Source organism: Thermocrispum agreste DSM 44070, assembly GCF_000427905.1.
Classification (GTDB): domain Bacteria; phylum Actinomycetota; class Actinomycetes; order Mycobacteriales; family Pseudonocardiaceae; genus Thermocrispum; species Thermocrispum agreste.
On the sequence record NZ_ATYX01000005.1, the window covers coordinates 368,078 to 386,697 of the forward strand.

Below are 18,620 nucleotides of genomic sequence, written 5' to 3' on the forward strand. Positions count from 1 at the left end.
CCCGGTCACCGCACCTCCCGCCGCACCGGCACTTCCGCGACGCGCCGCGGGTCGGCGGCGACGGCGGTTTCGTAGACGCGCAGGATCTGGTCGCATACCGTCGACCAGTCGTACTGCCACACCAGCTTGGACCCGGCGGCCGACAGCTCGGCGGCCCGCCGGCGATCACTGAGCACCGTGTACAACCCGTCCGCCAGGGCCACCGGGTCACCGACCGGCACCAGCACCCCGGCCGCGCCGTCGTCCAGGACACGCCGGAACGAATCCAGCGCGCTGGCGACCACCGGCGTGCCCGCCGCCATGGCCTCGGTGAGGATCATGCCGAAGCTTTCGCCGCCCAGGTTGGGCGCACAGTACACATGGGCGCTGCGCAGCGCCCTGGCCTTGGTCGCGTCGTCGACCTGGCCGAGCATGTCGATGCGGGACGACAGGTCCGGCCCGGCTGACTCCCGTAGCTCGTCCTCCTCGCCGCGGCCGACCACCAGCAGGCGCACGTCCGGCAGCCGCGCGGTGAGCAGCCGCAGTGCCTCCAGCAGTACCGGCATGCCCTTGCGCGGCTCGTTGTAGCGGCCGACGAACGCGATCGTCGGCTCCGGGCGCGGGTACCCGTCCAGCGGCTCGGCCCCCGCGTAGAACGGGACGTCGACTCCGTTGGGGATCTCCACCGCGTTGCCGCCCAGGTGCTCCACCTGCACCCTGCGGGCCAGCTCGGACACCGCGATCCGGGCGGTGATCTTCTCGAACAGCGGCCGCAGCACCGGGCGGAAGCCGAGCATGGTGCGGGACCGGCTGGTCGACATGTGGAACGTGGCCACGATCGGCCCGTCGGCGACCTTCAGCGCCAGCATCGACAGGCTGGGCACCACCGGCTCGTGCAGGTGCAGCACGTCGAAGGCGTTCTCCCTGATCCACCGGCGGACCCGCGCATACGCCACCGGGCCGAACTGGAGCCTGGCCACCGACCCGTTGAACGGAACGCCGACCGCGCGCCCGGATTGCTGGACGAAGTGCGGCAGTTCCGCGTCGGCGGCCGCCGGGGCGAGCACGGACACCTCGTGCCCGCGCGCCAGCAACGCCTTGGCCAGGTCGGCGACGTGGTTCTGCACTCCGCCCGGCACCGCGAACGAGTACGGGCAGACGATGCCGATCTTGAGCTTGGTCCGTCGCTGGTCACTCACCGGGCATCCGCTTGGTCCGTCTCCGCCTGCCGCTGCCCACCGCCCGGCCGGTCGCTCAGCCACAGCGGTTGCAGCATGTGCCAGTCCTGCGGGTGGGCCGCGATGGCACCGGCGAACGTGTCGGCCAGTTGCTGAGTCGCCGACGGCGCTTCCCGGACGCTGGCCACTCGCACCGGCGGGTGGAAGCGCAGCGCCCAGCCGTCGTCGGTGAACCAAGTGCTCATCGGCAGCAGCGCCGCCCCGGTACGGGCCGCCAGGTACGCCGGACCCGCGGGCATCGTGGTCTTCTCGCCGAACAGGGTCACCTCGATGCCGTTGCCGGTCAGGTCCCGGTCCGCCAGCAGCACCACGATCCGGTTCTCCCGCAGCCGCGCGGTGAGCCGCGGCGCCACCGGGCCGTCACCGGTCAGCGGGAACACCTCCATGCCGAGACCTTCCCGGAACCGCAGGAACCGCTGGTACAGCGACTCGGGTCGGAGCCGTTCGGCCACCGTGGTGAACGTGCGGTAGTAGTGCACAATCCACACCGCCGCGGCGTCCCAGTTGCCGGTGTGCGGCATCGCCACCACCACACCGTTGCCCTCGGCCAGCGCGGCGTCCAGGTTCTCCCTGCCCTCCACCACGTGCCGGTCGGCCACCTCGCCCCGGTTCCACGACGGCAGCTGGAAGACCTCCCGCCAGTAGCGGGCGTAGGACTTCATCGCCTGCCGGGTCAGCTCGTCCAGCTCGGCGGAGCCCGCCTGGGGCACCACGCGCTGCAAGTTGCGGCGCAGTTGCGCCACGCCACCGCGTCGGTTCATGCCTCGGGCCGCTGCGAACTCACCTGCCACGTTGAACACGGTGCGCGCCATGCCTGCGGGCACCAGTGGGGTGAGCCACCAGCCAAGGGCGAACCCGAGGTCGGTCACCTTCGCGGTGAGCTTGCTCATGGCGATCGCACCTCCCGCGCGGCCACGATCGCCGACCACATCCGCTGCGCCAGGGTCAGCACCGACAGCGCAGCCAGCAGCCACAGCGACACCTCGATCGCGTGCGCCACGCCGAGGCCCTGCAGCCCCGTGCCCAGCAGGGCGACGATGAGCCGCTCGGCCCGCTCCACCAGGCCGCCGTCGGCGGACAGCCCGGAGGCCTCCGCGCGCGCCTTGATGTAGGAGATCACCTGCGCAAGCACCAGCACGACCAGGCCTGCCGCGGCCGCACGGTGCTCGCCGCTGGCGATGCACCACCAGGTGATCGAGCCGAACAGGGCACCGTCGGCCAGCCGGTCACAGGTGGCGTCCAGCACCGCGCCGAACGGGGTGCTGCGCCCGGACGCCCTGGCCATGGCACCGTCCAGCAGGTCGAGCATGGCGAAGGCCCATACCGTGAACGTCCCCCACAGCAGCAAGCCGTTGGGGAAGAACGACAGCGAGCACGCGATGACCCCGACGGCGCCGATCACCGTCATGGCGTTCGGGGTCAGCCCGACCCGCACCAGCATCGCACCGATCGGGTCGAGCACACGGGACACCGACGCACGAGCGAAGACGTTCAACATCACTGACAGCCTAGCGACGTGGGGTTCGCCACGGCCGCAGGCTCCGACGGCTGCTTCCGGCGCGTCCGCGCCGCCCTGATCGCGACCGCAGGTGAGCCGGGGCCTTCTTCGCCTCCGCCGCCGCGAACGTTACCGACATACCGGATAAGACAGACAACCAGCTGACATCGTAACCAACACCCCGATCTGCGCGAATGGCGTTTACACAGGCCAAGCTCGCTGCGGGGTTCTCCCATCGGCGAGCGTCGCAGCACGCAGAGGGGATCTCGTGCGGTGAATGACGATGTCGTACGGCTGTCCGTCGTCGGGCAGGTCATCCGCAGGCGCTGGCGCGTCCTCGTCGCCGCCGCGGTGCTCGGTGCGCTGCTCGGCTACCTGGTCTCCCTGGTGATCTCGCCCGGCTACCAGGCGAGCAGCCAGGTGCTGATGCAGGGTTCGCGGGAGGCGGACGAGATGCTGACCGAGTCGCAGATCGCGGTCAGCTCCACCGTGCTCGAGCGTGCCGCGGCGGCGCTGCGCTGGGACGATCCGGTCCGCGAGCTGCGGGACGACGTGACCGCCGAGGTCGTCGAGGGCAACGTCATCGAGATCAGGGCCACCGACGACGACCCCCGCCGCGCCCAGGCGCTGGCCGACCAGGTGGCCAAGGAGTTCGTCAGCTACTCCAGCCAGCTGGCCAGCAGCCCGGCGAACGCAGCCGCGCAGGTGATCGCCGAGCAGCGGAACGCACTGCAGGTGGAGGTGCGCGACTCGCTGCGCAAGCTCACCGCCCTGCACCGCGAGCTGACCTCGAACCAGCTCACGTCGGAAGAGGTGGACGTACGGACCGAGCTCGAGCAGGTGCGCAACGCGCTGACCGGGGCGGTCGAAGAACTCGAGGAGGCCAAGGCGGCAGGCACCGCCACCAACGCCGTCATCGTCGAGCCCGCCGAGGTGCCCAGCTCACCGGCGCCGCCGAGTGCCTGGCAGCTGACCGCGGCCGGGGCCCTTGCCGGGTTCCTGATCGGCGTCGCCGCACATCTGATCGCGGCGCGCGCCGACCGCAGGGTGCGCGACGCCACCACGATCGCGTCGGCGTTCGGCGCCAGGCCCGTCGGCGAAGTGACCGTCGACGAGCACCACGAGCACCGCGCGAACGGCTCGTCCTCCCGACGCAGGCTCGCCAGGCTGCTCGGCACCGACCGCCCATGGCAGACCCCGGACGGCGAGGTCACCGGGCCCGGGCGCTACCAGCGCATCCTGGCCAAGCTCCGCACCGGGCAGGGCGTGCCGCTGCGCCTGCTTGTGGTGATCGCCGACGACGACCCCGACGCCAGGGCGGTGGCGCAACGGCTGATCGCCGAGGCACATGACGCCGTGGTGGCGGGCAACGGGCACAGCACCGAGGCGATCGGGCTGTCTCATCCCCCGGTCGCCCAGCGGCCCACGCTGCGGCTGGCCGAGGTGTCCGCACGGCAGCCGGACGTCCCGGAGGACCACAGCGTGTCCGGGGCCCTGCTGATCACCTCGGCGGGCAGGCGGACCGACTGGGAGCTGGTCGCACTCGCCGAAGCCTGCCGGGACACCGGGCACCGGCTCGCCGGGGTCGTGGTGGCCCGGCCGGTCAGGGCCGCCGGACGACCGCCGGACGACCGGACGGACGCCGCCGCCGGCCACGAACTCGTGGGGGCCTCATGACGAGCGCACGCACCTACGCCGAACCGCTCGTCGACCTGCAGCGGCTGATCGCCGGGATCCGGTGGCGCAAACGGCTCTGGCTGCCCATGGTGGCGCTCGGCCTGCTGGCCGGCATCGCGGTGGCCGTCGTCGCCCCGCCGCAGCCGACCGCATCCGTCAAGGTGCTGGTGCTGCACGAGGACGACCAGCCCAACGACGGCGGGGCGCTGATCGCCACCGACATCGCGCTGCTGCAGACGGTGCGCATCGCCGGGCAGGCGCTGGACAAGGTCGGCGCGACCGACAAGCCGGACGACTTCGTCGAGGACTACCGCGGCGCGCCGCTGTCCAACAACGTCATGGAGATCACCGTAGAAGCAGGCACCGGCGAGCAGGCCCTGGCCCGCGCGGACGCGTTGAGCAGCGTGTTCATCGCCGACCACGCCCGCAGGGTGCGGGCGTCCAGCCAGGCGGCGGTGCGCGAGATCCAGGATCGCCAGCGGCGGGCCGAGCAACAGCTGAACACGGTCAACCAGCAGATCGCGGCACTGTCCGACGCCACCGACCCGGCCTCGACGACCAGGCAGTCGTCGTTGTTCAGCCGCAAGGGCACGCTCGAGGCCAAAGTCCAGGAGCTGATCGCGCAAGCGGAGACCGCGGGCGCCGGTACCGGCCGCATCATCGCGGGCACCAAGGTCGTCGACGCACCCCGCCTGCTCCCCCAGTCGCCGCTGGTGGCCGGCGGGATCATGGTGCTGGTGGGGCTCGGGCTCGGCCTGGTGCTCGGCCTGGGGCTGGCGGCGGTCGCCACCGTCGTGCAGGACCGCCCGGTACTGCGCCGGGAGATCACCGCCCACCTCGGTGCGTCCGTCATCGCCCAGCTGTCGCCGCGTCGCCGGCTCCCGCGGCTCTTCCGCCGCAGCAGCCGCGACCAGGACCGACGCCGCGTGGCGGCGACACTGGCCCGCACCGTGAGCGGCCCACCGGGCCGGATCGCGGTGCTGGAGCTCGGTGCCGAGGAAGCCGCCGCCGCGCTCGCCAAGGACATCGCCGCGGATCTCGCCGCCGACGGCACGCCCGTGGTCCTGATCAATGACCTTGCCGACCGGTCCGCCCTGGAACCGGCCGACGACGACCCGGACCTCGTGCGGGTCACCGACGGCGCGGACTGGCCGTCGCACGAGTGGCCGCACGCACCGGGCGACGCCCCCGGCCACGTCGTCGGTGTCGGCTCGGTCCGCCCGGGCACGGCGTGGACCGATCTGCCCCGCCTCGGCTCGGAAGCCGTCCTGGTGGTCCGCGCAGGCTGGGCGCCGGCCGAGTGGCTGCACACCGTCGCCCGGCAGCTCGCCGACGCAGGCATCGCGGTGATCGGCGTGGTGCTGATCGACCCGGACCCCAGGGACCGCACCGACGGAACGCTGTGGGACGCCCTGCACACCGCGCTGCGCGGACGCCGCGGCGCGACCGCCCCGGTGGAGCACCGGGCGGCTTCGGACATCACGACCGGCATCCGCGCCCAGGACCCCGGCGCGCTGCCCGCCCCGGCCAGCACGGCATCAGCGCACCAGGAGGTCACGTGAACGTCACACTCTTCGGACTCGGTTACGTCGGGACGGTCACTGCCACATGTCTGGCCGCCCGTGGACACCACGTCGTCGGCATCGACACCGACGAAGGCAAGGTCGCCGACGTCAACGCGGGCATCCCGCCGGTGGTCGAGCCGGACCTGCCCGAGCTGCTGACCGAAGCGGTGCGCTCCGGCGCGCTGCACGCCACCCGCACGGTCGGTGACAACGTCCGCGAGTCGGACGTGTCCATCGTCTGCGTCGGCACGCCGTCGGCACCGAACGGCAGCACCGACCTCAGCTCGGTGCTGCGGGTCGTCGGTGACATCGGGGCGGCGCTGGTCGACCAGGATCGGCCGCACACCGTGATCATCCGGTCCACGGTGCCGCCCGGAACGGTGGACGAGGCCATCGTGCCGCTGCTGGAGCGCCGGTCCGGCCGCCGGGTCGGCGACGACCTGCAGGTGGCGATGGTCCCCGAGTTCCTCCGGGAGGGCACCAGCGTCTCCGACTTCTTCCACCCGCCGTTCCTGGTCATCGGCGGGACACCGGAGGCGGCCGCGGTGGTGCGCAGACTGTTCGCCTTCCTCGGCGAGGCGTGCTCGGTGCACGAAGTGAGCACCCGCGCCGCGGAGAGCCTGAAGTACGCATGCAACAGCTTCCACGCGCTCAAGGTGTCGTTCGCCAACGAGCTCGCCCGGCTGTACCGGATCCTGGACATCGACTCGCGCCAGGTCATGGACGTGTTCGTGCAGGACCGGCAGCTGAACATCTCCCCCGCCTACCTGCGGCCCGGGTTCGCGTTCGGCGGGTCGTGCCTGCCCAAGGACCTGCGCAGCCTGCTGTACCTGGGCCGGACCAGCTTCGTCGACCTGCCCCTGCTGCAGGCGTCGCTGGCCTCCAACGAGATGCACATCCGGGACGTCGCGGACCGGGTGCTGCACGCCGTGGAGGAAGGCGGCGGCAGCAGGCAGGTGACGCTGCTCGGCCTTTCCTTCAAGCACGACACCGACGACCTGCGGGAAAGCCCCAACGTGGCGCTGGCGGAGATCCTCATCGGCAAGGGCCTCGACGTCCGGGTGCACGACCCGGTGGTCACCATGTCGCGGCTGACCGGGTCGAACCTGCGGTACGTCACCGAGCGTCTGCCGCACCTGGGCCGGGTGCTCCACGACCGGGCCGAGGACGCGATCCGCGGCTCCCACGTGGTCGTGGTCTCCACCGCGAACCCCGAGGCGCTGGCCGCCCTGCGGCGGGCCGAGCCACCGGTCGTGCTCGACCTCAACGGCAGGCTCGGCGCCGAGGTGGAACGGCTCGCCGGCTACCAGGGGGTGGGGTGGTGAGCGCCGCCCGCGGCCGGCACGTCTGCATCGTGGTGCAGAACCTGCCGGTGCCGTTCGACCGCCGGGTCTGGCTGGAGTGCCAGGCGCTGCGCGACGCCGGATACGAGGTGTCGGTGGTGTGCCCGAAGGCCAAGGGCGATCCCTCCTACCAGCAGCTGGACGGCGTGCACCTGTTCAAGTACCGGGCGTTCCCGCCGATCACCCGCCAAATCATGTTCCTGGCCGAGTACACCTACTCGATCGTGGCCACGTTCCTCGGGCTCGTCCGGGCCTACCGGCGGCGGAGGTTCGCCGCGATCCAGCTGTGCAACCCGCCGGACGTGCTGTTCGTGGCGGCGCTGCCGTTCCTGGTGCGCGGGGTGAAGCTGGTCTTCGACCAGCACGACCTGTGCCCCGAGCTGTACGAGTCCCGGTTCGGCACCCGGGCGGCGCTGCCTTACCGGGCCCTGCTGCTCGCCGAACGCATGACCTACCGGCTGTCGTCACGGGTCATCGCCACGAACGACTCCTACAAGCGGGTCGCCGTCACACGCGGCCGGAAGAAGCCGTCCGACGTCACCGTGGTGCGCACCGGCCCGGACCCGGACCGCATGCGGCGCGGCGAGGCGCAGCCCGGGCTGCGCCGAAGCTTCGCCCACCTGCTGGCCTACCTGGGCGTGATGGGCCCGCAGGACGGCGTCGACTTGGCGCTGCGCGCGATGGCGCACATCGTGCACGACCGGGGGCGGACCGACATCGGCCTGACCCTCGTCGGGGACGGCGATGCCGGGCCGGAGCTGCGCGCGCTGGCCAAGGAGCTGCGGCTGGAACCGTACGTCCACTTCACCGGCCGTGTCCCGGACGCGGAGGTGGCGGCGCTGTTGTCCACCGCGGACATCGGGCTGTCCCCGGACCCGCGCAATCCGCTCAACGACGTCTCGACGATGAACAAAACCATGGAGTACATGGCGTTCGAGCTGCCGGTGGTGGCGTTCGACCTGGTCGAGACGCGGGTGTCCGCCGGCGACGCGGCCGCCTACGCCACTGCGAACGATGTCGCCGAGTACGCCGACGTCATCGTGTGGCTGCTGGACGACGAGGTGCGGCGCAAGCAGATGGCCGCGCTCGGCCGCCGCCGGGTGGAGGACGTGCTCGCCTGGCGCCACCAGATTCCCGCCTATGTCGGTGTCTACGACCGCCTGCTGGGCAGCTAGGAGCACCGATGTGCGGTATTGCCGGAAGCTACGGGTGGCCGGGCGGCGGGCCGGTCACCGACCGGATGACCACCGCCGTCGCCCACCGCGGGCCGGACGGGTCCGGCCGGTACAGCCATCGCACCGCGGCGGGTGAGGTGCACCTGGGGCACCGCAGGCTGGCCATCCTGGACCTGACCGACGCAGGCGCCCAGCCGATGGTGGCCGACGGCCTGGCGCTGACCTACAACGGCGAGATCTACAACGCGCCGGATCTGCGCGCCGAACTGCAGGCCGCCGGGGTGCGCTTCCGCGGGACGTCGGACACCGAAGTCCTGCTTCAGGCGTGGCGGCGGTGGGGTCCGGCGTGCTTGCCCAGGCTACGGGGGATGTTCGCGTTCGCGGTGTTCGACGAGCGCACCGGTGAACTGACCCTGGCCCGTGACCAGCTGGGCATCAAACCGCTGTTCTACCTGCGGCGCGGGGAGCGGCTGCTGTTCGCCTCGGAACTGAAGGCGCTGGCCGGTGAGCTGGGCGACCAGCTGGAGATCGACCAGACCGCACTGGTGGCGTCGCTGCTGTACTACTGGGTGCCGGACGGCAGGTGCGTGTATCGCGAGGTCGAGAAGCTGCCGCCGGGCACCTGGCTGACCATCCGGCCGGACGGCGAGGTGCGGCATGCGCGGTACTACTCGCTGCGCGAGGTGGCCGAGGAAGCCGCCCACGCCGAGCCCCCGGACCTGCACGAGGTGATCGCGGAGTCCACCCGGCGCCACTTGCTCGCCGACGTCGAGGTCGCCTCGTTCCTCTCCGGCGGCCTCGACTCCAGCTACGTCACCGCGCTGGCGGCGCAGCACCTGGGCGGGATGGCCGCGTACACGATCGGCTTCCGCGCCGCCGACGCCAAGTTCGAGGCCATGCCGGACGACCTGCGCTACGCCAGGGTGGTCGCCGAAAAGTTCGGGGTCGACCTGCGCGAGATCGAGATCGCCCCGGACGTGCTGTCGCTGCTGCCGGCCATGGCGTACCACCTGGACGAGCCGATCGGCGATCCCGCGGCCATCAACACGTACCTGATCTGCCAGGCGGCGCGCGCCGCAGGCGTGAAGGTGATGTTGTCCGGCATGGGTGCCGACGAGCTGTTCGGCGGCTACCGCAAGCACCTGGCGAACACCTTGGCGGTGCGGTACCAGCGGCTGCCGCGCGCCGTGCGCACACCGGTCTCGGCCACGGTGGCCAGGCTGCCGGTGGCCAGCTCCCGGCGCGGCTACCGGTCGGTGCGCTTCGCCAAACGCTTCCTGTCGTTCGCCGAACTGCCGGAGGAAACGGCGTTCCGCCGCAGCTACACGATGTACGACCGGGCGGAGCTGCTGCGGCTGGTCCACCCCGACCTGGCGAGCGCGGTGGACGACGTGCTCACCGAGCACGCCGACGTCTATCACGACCAGGCGCTGGACGACTTCGTCAACCGCATGTGCCTGGCCGACGCGCGGTTGTTCCTGCCGGGGCTGAACCTGGCCTACACCGACCGGGCCAGCATGGCCGCGTCGACCGAGGTGCGGGTCCCGTTCGTCGACGTCGACGTGGTGCGGGCGGCGTTCGCGCTGCCCGGCAACCGCAAGGTCGCGGGCCGCCACGGCAAGCTCGCGCTCAAGAAGGCCGCCGAAGCGGTGCTGCCGCGGGAGATCGTCTACCGCCCGAAAGGCCTGTTCTCCGCTCCCCTGCGCGCCTGGATGAGCCGCGATCTGGCGCCGGTGCTGCGCGAGGTGGTGCACGACGGCGCCTTGGTCGGCTCCGGGTTGCTGCGCCGGGACGCCTTGCAGCTGCTGGCCGACGAGGACGCCGCCGGCCGTCAGGACCGCAGCAAGCACCTGTGGCACGTGCTGGCCCTGGAGTACTGGTTCCGCCGCGCCACCGAGCACCCGACGGCCGGTCACCGGCCGTGGAAGGAGATCGCGTGAAACAGATCGTGCAGAACTACAAGTCCGGCCAGCTGCGGCTGATCGACGTGCCGCGGCCCGCGGTGAAGCCGGGCGGGGTGCTGGTGCGCACGGCGTTCTCGCTGATCTCCACCGGCACCGAGCTGATGAAGGTGTCCGAGGCGGGCATGTCGCTGTTGGGCAAGGCCAAGGCGCGCCCGGACCAGGTGGCCAAGGTGGTGCAGAGCGTGGCCACCAACGGGCTGGCCGCGACCTACCGCAAGGCGATGGGCAAGCTCGACTCGCTCACGCCGCTGGGCTACTCGCTGTGCGGGGTGGTCGAGCAGGTCGGAGCGGGCGTCGACGACGTAGCGGTCGGCGACCTGGTCGCGTGCGCGGGCAACGACCATGCGGTGCACGCGGAACTGAACTGGGTGCCGAAGAACCTCTACGCCAGGGTGCCGGACGGAGTCGATCCCCGGCACGCCGCGTTCGCCACGGTCGGCGCGATCGCGCTGCAGGGCGTGCGGCGCGGCGAGCCGGCCCTCGGTGAAACCGCACTGGTCATCGGGCTGGGGCTGATCGGCCAGCTGGTCGTGCAGCTGCTGGACGCGGCAGGGGTGCGGGTGATCGGCGTCGACCCGGACGCGCAGCGCTGCGAGCTGGCCCGCGAGCACGGCGCGCTGGCGTGCGGGGCGCCCGGCTCCGAGGAGGTCGACGGCGCGGTCGCCGCGCTCACCGGCGGCGCCGGGGTGGACCAGGTGTACCTGGCCGCCGGCGGGTCCACCAACCAGCCGGTCGAGCTGGCGGCCCGGCTCAGCCGGGATCGCGCGGTGGTGGTCGACATCGGCAAGTGCCGCCTGGACCTGCCGTGGAACGCCTACTACGAAAAGGAGCTCGACGTGCGGTTCTCCCGCTCGTACGGGCCCGGCCGGTACGACCCGGGCTACGAGCTGGACGGCCACGACTACCCCATCGGCTACGTGCGGTGGACCGAACGCCGCAACCTCGAGTGCTTCCTCGACCTGGTGCACCGCGGCCGGGTCGACGTGTCCGCGCTGATTGCGCACATCGCGCCGTTCGACTCCGCCGTGGAAACCTACGAGCGGTTGCACAGCGGTGAGCTCGGCGGTGTGGGTGTCCTGTTCGCCTACCCCAGCGCGCGGCCCGAGCCCGCAGCGGTTCCGGCCGCACCGCAGGCGCTGTCCGCAGCGGCTTCGCCGCCGCAGGCCGCGACGCCGATCCGGGGGCCGCTGCGCGTCGCCTTCGTCGGCGCGGGCAACTACGCATCGTCGATGCTGCTGCCGCACTTGGCGGACCGCGAGGACGTGCAGCTGGTCCACGTGGTGACCACGTCCGCGTTGTCGGCGGCCAACGCCCGCCGGAAGTTCGGCTTCGCCGCGGCGTCCACCGATCTGGACGCCGTGCTCGGCGACGACACGATCGACGCGGTGTTCGTGGTGACCAGGCACAGTTCGCACGCCGAGCTGACCCGCCGGGCCCTGCTGGCAGGCAAGGCGGTGTTCGTGGAGAAGCCGCTTGCGCTGTCCGAGCAGGAGCTGGAGAAGGTGCTGGCCGCGGTGGCCGAGTCGGGCAACGACCGGCTGCAGGTCGGGTTCAACCGCCGGTTCGCTCCGCTGCTGGTGGAGGCCAAGCAGCGGTTCGGGCAGCGGGTGGGCCCGGCGACCGTGCGCTACCTGGTCAACGCCGGCCCGCTCGAGTCGTCCAGCTGGTATCGCCGCAAAGACACCGAGGGCAGCCGGTTCGCCGGGGAAGGCGGGCACTTCGTCGACACGGTGAGCTGGCTGCTCGACGCCGACCCGGTGTCGGTCTACGCCTCGGCCACCCGCGGGCACGAGGACGTGCAGGCGACGCTGCGCTACCCGGACGGATCGACGGCGGTGATCACCTACACCGGCTCCGGGCACGCGTCGTTCGCGAAGGAAACGATCGACCTGATCGCCGACGGCAAGGTCCTGCGCTTCGACGACTTCGTGCGCGCTCGCGTCTACCGCGGCCGCCGCTGGGCGGGCGCGGCCGGCCGACTGCCGCGCGGACGCGACAAGGGCCAGGCCGCCGAACTCGCGGCGTTCGTCGAGGCCGTGCGCTCCGGCTCCCCGATGCCGGTTCCGCTGTCGTCGCTGACCGCGACCACCCTCGCCACGCTGGCCGTGTTCGACAGCCTGGCCAGCGGCGCGCCGATCCCGCTCAGCCCGAACGGAGCGCCGTCATGAACATCGCCTGGTACCTCCGCCGCCTGACCGCCATGAGCCCGCGAGAAGTCGCCCACCGAACGGCGACCGCGGTCGAGATCCGCCGGTGGCGGCACGCCGACACCGCCGCCGTGCCGCACACGGTGCACCTGCCACGATTCACCGCACCGCCGCCCGCGGACTGGTGGGAAGCCGCACCCGCGGACGCCGTCGACGCCCTGCTGGCCGCCGCAGACCGGCTGATGGCGGGCCGGGCCGAGTTCTTCGGCGTGGAACGCACCGACTTCGCCAACCCCGACTGGCACCACGACCCGCGCACGGGACGGAACGCGCCGGTCACCTACGCGTTCGACATCCCGTACCGGGACGAGGACGCCGTCGGCGACATCAAGCAGATCTGGGAGCCGTCCCGGCACCAGCACCTGACCGTGCTCGCCGCCGCCTACGCCATCACCGGCGACGAACGGTACGCCACCCGGGTCGCCCGTCATCTGCGGTCGTGGTGGGCGGCCAATCCCCCGCTGCGCGGTGTGCACTGGGTGAGCGGGATCGAGCTGGGCATCCGGCTGATCTCGTGGGTGTGGACCCGCCGGCTGCTGCACGCCTGGCCCGCGGCGAGCAGGCTGTTCGAGGACAACCCGGAGTTCCGTCGCCAGCTGTACTGGCACCAGCGCTGGCTGGCCACGTTCTCCAGCCACGGATCGTCGGCCAACAACCACGTGATCGCCGAAGCCGCGGGGCAACTGTCCGCCGCCTGCGCGTTCGGCTGGTTCGCCGAGTCGCCGCGCTGGCGGGTCAGCGCGCTGCGCACCCTGGACACCGAACTGCGCAACAACACGTTCCCGTCCGGCATCAACCGGGAGCTGGCCACCGAGTACCACGCGCTGGTGCTCGAACTCGGTCTGGCCGCGGTCGTCGAGGCCGAGTGCGCCGGGGTGACCGTGCCCGGCAGCACCCACGACGTGCTGATCAGGATGACCGACGCGGTGGCGGCCATGCTCGACGACACCGGCCGCCCGCCCCGCCAGGGCGACGCCGACGACGGACACGGGCTGATCATCGACGGCCCGGGCACGGACCGCTGGGCGTCCCTGCTGGCCACCGGCGACGCCCTGTTCGGGCGCCTGCCGTGGTGGCCGAAACCTCCGGGTGGTGATGTCCGCTCCAGCGTGCTGGCGGCGCTGGCGCGACCATGGCGCACCGCGGGTCCGGTGCGCACCGGAGGTGCGGCCGAGTCGCCGGGTGTTGGCCTGCACCCGGCGACTCGGCCATCTGCCCGTCCCGCCACCCGCCCGGACCATTTCCCGGACGCGGGCATGACGCTGCTGCGGACCACCAACCACGGCGAGCTGGGCGAGATCTGGTGTCGCTGCGACGGCGGCCCGCACGGGTTTCTGTCCATCGCCGCGCACGCCCACGCCGACGCGCTGTCCATCGAGGTGCGGCACGACGGCGTCGACGTGCTGGCCGACCCGGGCACCTACTGCTACCACGGCCGGCCCGCCTGGCGGTCGTACTTCCGCTCCACGCTCGGCCACAACACCGTGCAGCTCAACGGCACCGACCAGTCCGTCTCCGGCGGGCCGTTCCTGTGGACCCGGCACGCCCGCAGCTCGGTGCTGGTGGCCGATCCCGAGCACGGGTTCTGGCAGGCCGCGCACGACGGCTACGCCTACGGCGAGCACCCGGCGGTGCACAAGCGCACCGTGCACCTGTCCGAGGCGTGCCGGCAACTGCGCGTGGTCGACGAGATCTGCGGGTTCGCGCTGCGCCGCTGCACCATCGCGTTCCATCTCGGCCCGCTCATCACCGCCGAGCTGATCGGGGACACCGCGTGGCTGAGCTGGCCGCACCGGCGTATCCCCGGTGCGTGCCACACGGCCGTCCTCGCGCTGCCCCCCGGCTTGCACTGGTCGGCGCATCGCGGCGAGACCGATCCGCCGCTCGGCTGGTATTCCGCAGGCTTCGGCACGCGTGTACCCGCCACCACCCTGCTCGGCGTCGGCCGCGCCCGCGGTCACACCACGTTCACCACGCTGTTGCGCTTCACCAGTTGACCTGGAGGCTGTCGTGCCCGTCCGCCCGTCTTCCCGTCCCCGGCCCGGCCGCTTTGCCGCCGTGCTGGCAGGCGTGGTCGCGGTGACCGGGCTGGTGTCGTGCACCGCGGGCGGACCGGCCCCTGATCGGGCCGAGCGGCCGATCAGGGTGTGCGACCGGGTCGAGCCGGGACCGGCCAGCCCGCCCGGCGGGGCGGTCGTGGTGCAGCCGGGGGTGGACGACGTGGCCGCACTGACCCGGCAGCGTCCGGCCGGAACGACGTTCTGGCTGGCCGAAGGCGTGCACACGCTCGGCGGGAACGAATTCGCCCAGATCGTGCCGAAGAAGGGCAACGCCTACCTCGGCGCCCCCGGCGCGGTGCTCGACGGCAAGGGGATCAACCGCTACGCCTTCGGCGGCAAGGCGGAGCGGGTGACCGTGCGGCACCTGACCGTGCGGAACTTCGTGGCGCCGGGCAACGAGAGCGTGGTCAACCACGACTCGGCCGACCACTGGGTGGTCGAGCACAACACGATCAGCGACAACGGCGGCGCCGCGCTGGCCGCCGGGGCGCATCAGCGGATCCGGTTCAACTGCCTGCGGGACAACGGCCAGTACGGCATCAACGCCTATCAGGACTCCGGCACCATCACCGGCCTGGTGGTGCACGGCAACGAGATCACCGGCAACAACACCGACGACTGGGAAGCCAGGATCGCCGGGTGCGGGTGCACCGGCGGTGCCAAGTTCTGGGCCGTGGACGGGGCCGACGTCACCGGCAACTGGGTGCACCACAACCACGGCCCCGGGCTGTGGGCGGACACCAACAACAACGACTTCGTCATCCGCGACAACGTCATCAGCGACAACGAAGGCCCCGCGATCATCTACGAGACCAGCTACAACGCAGTGATCGCCGGCAACACGATCCTGCGCAACAACTGGGCGGACGGGCGCAGGTTCGTCACCGAGGGCGACCCGTTCCCGGTGGCGGCGGTCTACGTCTCCGAATCCGGCGGCGAGCCGCGGGTGCCCGCGCGCACCGACAAGCTCGTCATCACCGGGAACCGGTTCACCGACAACTGGTCGGGCATCACGCTGTGGGAGAACGCCGACCGGTTCTGCAACAGCCCGCACAACACCTCGTCCGGGTACTGCACGCTGCTGGTCGACGACGTCAGGCAATGCCGCAGCCCGGCCATCCAGCGCAAGCCGCTGCTCGACGACTGCCGCTGGAAGACCAAGCGGGTGGACATCCACCACAACCGGTTCGAAGTCGACCCGGTCAAGCTCGGCTGCGAACACCTGTGCGCCCGGATGGCCGTGCTGGCCAACTTCGGCACCTCCCCGGCCTGGTCGCCCTACCACGGCGCGAGCATCCAGCAGGCCATCACGTGGCATCAGGGCAACGAGTGGCACGACAACGTCTACGTCGGCCCGTGGCGCTTCATGGCCTACGACACCAGCAGGCTGCTGGAACCGAGCGTCTGGCAATCCGCGCCGCACCGCCAGGACCGCGGCAGCGTCTTCTCGCTCCGGGCGGAGGAACCATGACCACCCAGGACGTCCGCTCGAGCACATCGGCAGGCACCGGCAGGCCGCCCCGGCTGGTCGGCGCGGTGTGGGCCCTGTTGATCGTCAACACGCTCGGGTCGCAGGGCGCGGACACGATCATCCCGATCCCCCGCACGGTCACGCAGATGATCACCATGGGGGCGGTGGCGCTGGCGTTCGTCGTCGCGCTGCTGCTCAACCCGCGGCTGCTGGTGCGCCCCAGCGCGTACCTGCTCATCCTGACCGCGCTGGCCGCGGTCGCCGTGGCCGCGAGCATGCCGCTGGAATCGGGCCTCGGCGGGCTGTTCCGGTGCGCACGGCTGATCGGGTTCGTCGCCACGTTGTGGCTGATCAGCCGCTGGTGGGACGGGTCGCTCGCGTTCGTGCGCTACCACGTCCGGGTGCTGATGGTGGTCGTGGCGTCGGTGGTGATCGGGCTGCTCGTCTCGCCGGGGCACGCACTGCCCGAGTACTACGACGGCAGGCTGGTCGGCGCGATCTGGCCGCTGACCGCGCCGCAGGTCGGCCAGTACGCCGCGGTCCTCGCCGGCCTGGTGCTGATCCTGTGGCTGAGCAAGCTCACCCCGGGCAGCGTGGCCGCGTTCGTCGCGATCCCGTCCATCGGCGTGCTGCTCCTCACGCACACCCGCACCGCAGCATTCGGCCTCGTCGCCGGGCTGACCGTGGCGCTGCTGTCGTCGCTGCTGACCAATCCGCGCGCCCGCAGGGTGTTCACCGTGGGGGCGATCACCGGAGGCGTGGCCCTGGTGGTCTTCCTGCCCGTGCTGCAGGCATGGGTGCTGCGCGGCCAGGACGAGGACGACTTCGGCACGCTGACCGGCCGCGCCAAGGTGTGGGACGCGCTGCTGGCCGAGCCGCGCACCCTGTACCAGGAGCTGTTCGGCACCGGGTTGTCCAACAAGTCGTTCGGCGGCCTGCCGATCGACAACAGCTGGCTGGCCGCCTACCACGAGCAGGGCCTGATCGGCGCGTCACTGGTGGCCCTGTTCCTGATCACGCTGCTGGTCGTGGCGGTGACCAGGCCGCCGTCCCCGCAACGTGCCTGCGCCCTGTTCCTCGTCGCGTACTGCCTGGTCGCCTCCTACACCGAGGCCGGGCTGGCCGACGCGTCCCCGTACCTGCTGCATCTGGCGGTGGCCGCCGCCCTGCTGGTCCCACAGGCCTCCCGCCCCGGCACCGCACGAACAGCTTCGAAGACAGGAGGAGCGTCATGAGCCGACTCCCTCGTCCCGGTGTGCTTCTCGACCGCGACGGCACGATCATCGTCGACACCGGCTACGTCGGCTCGGTCGACCGGGTGGAGTTCATCCCGGGCGCGATCGAGGCGATCGCGGCGTTGAACGCCGCGGGGATCCCGGTGGCGGTGGTGACCAACCAGGCGGGCGTGGCGCGCGGCCGTTACGACATCGCCGACGTCCAGCAGGTGCACAAGTTCATGGCCGCGGAGATGGCCCGTGCCGGCGCGCACGTGGACCAGTGGCTGTTCTGCCCGTACCACCCGGACGGCACGGTCGAGGCGTTCGCCAGGACCAGCAACGACCGCAAGCCCGCCCCCGGCATGGCGCTGGCCGCCGCGCGGGCGCTCGACCTCGACCTGGCCCGCAGCTGGGTGATCGGGGACAGCCCGGCGGACATCGGCCTGGCCAGGGCGGTGGGCGCCCGGCCGCTGCAGGTCGGGTCCGCGACGCCGCTCGACCCGGAGGTGGCGTGCTTCCCCGACCTGCTGGCGGCCGTGCGGTTCGTCCTCGGCGACGGGCGGACGGGCGACGAACCGCGGCGGGCGTCCGCGCAGGCCACCCCGGTGAAGTTCCCCGCCGAGCAGTTCCACCGGGCGGACAGCTTCGGCAGCGCCTACGTCACCGAGCTGGCGCGCGCTTTCGCCACCGTCGACCTGGAACAGATCAGCCGGGCGGCACAGATCCTCGACGACGCGTATTCGCGCGACGCCGGGGTCTTCGCCTGCGGCAACGGCGGGTCCGCCTCGATCGCCAATCACCTGCAGTGCGACCACGTGAAGGGCGTCCGCACCGGTACCGGGCTGACCGCCCGGGTGCAGAGCCTGAGCACCAACATCGAGCTGCTCAGCGCCATCGCCAACGACCTGGGTTACGAGCAGGTGTTCGAGTACCAGCTGCAGTCGCTGGCCCGGCCGGGCGACGTGTTGATCGCCGTCTCGTCGTCGGGCAGCTCGGCCAACATCGTGCGTGCGGTGGACTGGGCGAACGCCCACGGCATGACGACCATCGCGCTGACCGGGTTCGGCGGTGGCCCGGCCCGCAGGCGGGCCACCGTTGCGGTGCACGTCGACTCCACCAACTACGGCGTCATCGAGGACACCCATCAGGCCTGCATGCACCTGCTCGCCCAGTACGTGCGGCAGTCGCGCATGCCCGCCGACGCCGTCGCCACCACGACCTTCTGA

General features: G+C 71.9%; 13 protein-coding genes. 10 read left to right on the forward strand and 3 right to left on the reverse strand.

Annotated elements, in window-relative coordinates; genetic code table 11:
- Window positions 1-5: 5 nt before the first annotated feature.
- The 3 genes from YWY_RS0101700 to pgsA are packed head-to-tail and all read right to left on the reverse strand — an operon-like array spanning window position 6 to window position 2,715.
- The gene (locus YWY_RS0101700; RefSeq protein ID WP_028846216.1) at window positions 6-1,178 is read right to left on the reverse strand and encodes a glycosyltransferase family 4 protein; all 1,173 of its coding nucleotides are present in this window, start codon (window positions 1,176-1,178) and stop codon (window positions 6-8) included.
- Window positions 1,175-2,107, reverse strand: coding sequence for a phosphatidylinositol mannoside acyltransferase (locus YWY_RS0101705; protein ID WP_028846217.1), 933 nt, complete (start codon window positions 2,105-2,107; stop codon window positions 1,175-1,177). The genes YWY_RS0101700 and YWY_RS0101705 overlap by 4 nt, the downstream gene beginning before the upstream one ends.
- Window positions 2,104-2,715 (reverse strand): phosphatidylinositol phosphate synthase, encoded by a 612-nt coding sequence (gene pgsA / locus YWY_RS0101710; RefSeq protein ID WP_028846218.1) that lies wholly within the window; start codon window positions 2,713-2,715, stop codon window positions 2,104-2,106. The genes YWY_RS0101705 and pgsA overlap by 4 nt, the downstream gene beginning before the upstream one ends.
- A 273-nt stretch (window positions 2,716-2,988) precedes the next feature.
- Here pgsA and YWY_RS0101715 point away from each other — a divergent pair, with 273 nt between their 5' ends.
- From YWY_RS0101715 to YWY_RS23500, 10 genes are read left to right on the forward strand one after another with little or no spacing between them, the layout of a single operon-like run.
- Window positions 2,989-4,392: a YveK family protein gene (locus YWY_RS0101715; protein WP_028846219.1), complete on the forward strand. Its 1,404-nt coding sequence runs from the start codon at window positions 2,989-2,991 to the stop codon at window positions 4,390-4,392.
- Entirely contained in the window at window positions 4,389-5,954 is a 1,566-nt protein-coding gene (locus YWY_RS19670) for a Wzz/FepE/Etk N-terminal domain-containing protein (RefSeq protein WP_051309482.1), read from the forward strand. Before YWY_RS0101715 ends, YWY_RS19670 begins: the two co-directional genes overlap by 4 nt.
- A complete protein-coding gene (locus YWY_RS0101725; protein ID WP_028846220.1) occupies window positions 5,951-7,282 on the forward strand; it encodes a nucleotide sugar dehydrogenase in 1,332 nt (443 codons plus the stop codon). Before YWY_RS19670 ends, YWY_RS0101725 begins: the two co-directional genes overlap by 4 nt.
- Entirely contained in the window at window positions 7,279-8,475 is a 1,197-nt protein-coding gene (locus YWY_RS19675; protein WP_038044304.1) for a glycosyltransferase family 4 protein, read from the forward strand. Before YWY_RS0101725 ends, YWY_RS19675 begins: the two co-directional genes overlap by 4 nt.
- An 8-nt stretch (window positions 8,476-8,483) precedes the next feature.
- A complete protein-coding gene (asnB, locus tag YWY_RS0101735; RefSeq protein WP_028846221.1) occupies window positions 8,484-10,415 on the forward strand; it encodes an asparagine synthase (glutamine-hydrolyzing) in 1,932 nt (643 codons plus the stop codon).
- Complete coding sequence (locus tag YWY_RS0101740; RefSeq protein ID WP_028846222.1) at window positions 10,412-12,607, forward strand: bi-domain-containing oxidoreductase; 2,196 nt, start codon at window positions 10,412-10,414, stop codon at window positions 12,605-12,607. Before asnB ends, YWY_RS0101740 begins: the two co-directional genes overlap by 4 nt.
- The gene (locus YWY_RS0101745) at window positions 12,604-14,643 is read left to right on the forward strand and encodes a heparinase II/III family protein (RefSeq protein ID WP_028846223.1); all 2,040 of its coding nucleotides are present in this window, start codon (window positions 12,604-12,606) and stop codon (window positions 14,641-14,643) included. The genes YWY_RS0101740 and YWY_RS0101745 overlap by 4 nt, the downstream gene beginning before the upstream one ends.
- Before the next feature lie 13 nt (window positions 14,644-14,656).
- Window positions 14,657-16,177: a right-handed parallel beta-helix repeat-containing protein gene (locus YWY_RS0101750; RefSeq protein ID WP_028846224.1), complete on the forward strand. Its 1,521-nt coding sequence runs from the start codon at window positions 14,657-14,659 to the stop codon at window positions 16,175-16,177.
- The gene (locus YWY_RS0101755) at window positions 16,174-17,412 is read left to right on the forward strand and encodes an O-antigen ligase family protein (protein WP_028846225.1); all 1,239 of its coding nucleotides are present in this window, start codon (window positions 16,174-16,176) and stop codon (window positions 17,410-17,412) included. The genes YWY_RS0101750 and YWY_RS0101755 overlap by 4 nt, the downstream gene beginning before the upstream one ends.
- The gene (locus YWY_RS23500; protein WP_028846226.1) at window positions 17,409-18,620 is read left to right on the forward strand and encodes an HAD-IIIA family hydrolase; all 1,212 of its coding nucleotides are present in this window, start codon (window positions 17,409-17,411) and stop codon (window positions 18,618-18,620) included. The genes YWY_RS0101755 and YWY_RS23500 overlap by 4 nt, the downstream gene beginning before the upstream one ends.